Source organism: Mesorhizobium sp. M7A.F.Ca.CA.003.01.2.1 (assembly GCF_003998945.1).
Lineage (GTDB): Bacteria > Pseudomonadota > Alphaproteobacteria > Rhizobiales > Rhizobiaceae > Mesorhizobium > Mesorhizobium ciceri.
Map to the genome: position 1 here is coordinate 1 of NZ_RZRA01001116.1, position 1,601 is coordinate 1,601.

The 1,601-nt window shown below is 62.5% G+C and carries 2 protein-coding genes; both read right to left on the reverse strand.

Translation table 11 applies throughout. The features are described 5' to 3' along the window. A partial coding sequence (locus EN969_RS30300) for a pyruvate dehydrogenase complex E1 component subunit beta (RefSeq protein ID WP_127419689.1) occupies positions 1–1,068 on the reverse strand: 1,068 nt, incomplete at its 3' end. A gap of 15 nt (positions 1,069–1,083) precedes the next feature. Then, on the reverse strand, positions 1,084–1,601 hold a 518-nt coding region (locus EN969_RS30305; RefSeq protein WP_245467566.1), incomplete at its 5' end, for a thiamine pyrophosphate-dependent enzyme.

The window sequence follows — 1,601 nt, forward strand, 5'->3', positions numbered from 1 at the left end:
GGTCACGCCGATGCCGAAAGAGACGATGGTGACGTCCTTGCCGGTCTTGTGGATGCGCGCCTTGCCGATCGGCAGCACGAAATCATCCAGCTTCGGCACGTCGAAGGACTGGCCATAGAGGATCTCATTCTCGAGGAAGATGATCGGATTGGGATCGCGGATCGCCGCCTTCAACAAGCCCTTGGCGTCGGCGGCGGTGTAGGGCATCACCACTTTCAGGCCCGGAATGTGGCTATACCAGGCGGCGTAGCACTGCGAGTGCTGCGCGGCGACGCGTGCGGCAGCGCCGTTCGGTCCACGGAAAACGATCGGCGCACCCATCTGGCCGCCCGACATGTAGAGCGTCTTGGCGGCGGAGTTGATGATCTGGTCGATCGCCTGCATGGCGAAGTTGAAGGTCATGAACTCGACGATCGGCTTCAGGCCGGCCATCGCCGCGCCGACGCCGACGCCGGCAAAGCCATGCTCGGTGATCGGCGTGTCGACGACGCGCCGCGGCCCGAATTCCTGCAGCAGCCCTTGCGTGATCTTGTAGGCGCCCTGGTATTCGGCGACCTCCTCGCCCATGACGAAGACATCGCCGTCGCGGCGCATTTCCTCGGCCATCGCATCGCGCAGCGCTTCGCGTACCGTGGTCGAGACCATCTCTGTGCCGGCCGGAATGTCCGGATCGGCGGCGATTTCCGTCTTCGGTGCAGCAGCCACCGGCGCGGCAGCCGGTTTTGCGGCCTCCGCCTTGTCCTCCGCCGCGGCTGGAGCCTCTGCCTTTGCCGGTGATTCCGCCTTGGCGGGAGCCGAGGACTTGCCGATATCGCCGGCACTTTCGCCGTCCTGCAGCAAAACGGCAATCGGTGTGTTGACCTTGACGCCTTCGGTGCCGGCGGCGATCAGGATCTTGCCAAGCGTGCCTTCGTCGACGGCCTCGACTTCCATCGTCGCCTTGTCGGTTTCGATCTCGGCGATGACGTCGCCGGCGACGACCTTGTCGCCCTCATTCTTCAACCACTTGGAAAGATTGCCCTCTTCCATGGTCGGCGAGAGAGAGGGCATGAGAATTTCGATCGGCATGTCCTTGCCCTCCCGTTACAATACGATATCGGTCCAGAGCTCGGACGGATCCGGCTCTGCATCGTTCTGGGCAAATTCGGCGGCGTCAGCGACGATGTCGCGGACCTCCTTGTCGATGGCCTTAAGCTCGTCCTCGGTTGCCCACTTCTTCTCGATCAGCCGCGCCTTGACCTGTTCGATCGGGTCATGGTCGGAGCGCATCTTCTGCACTTCTTCCTTTGAGCGGTATTTCGCCGGATCGGACATCGAGTGACCGCGATAGCGATAGGTCTGCATTTCGAGAATGATCGGCCCGTTGCCGGCGCGGCACCATTCGGTCGCCTGGTCGCCGGCGGCCTTGACAGCGCGCACGTCCATGCCGTCGACCTGGATGCCGGGAATCTTGAACGAAGCGCCACGGTGCGAAAAATTGGTTTCCGCCGAAGAGCGCGACACCGAGGTGCCCATGGCATACCGGTTGTTCTCGATGATGTAGATCACCGGCAGCTTCCACAGCGAGGCCATGTTGAAGCTTTCATAGACCTGGCCCTGGT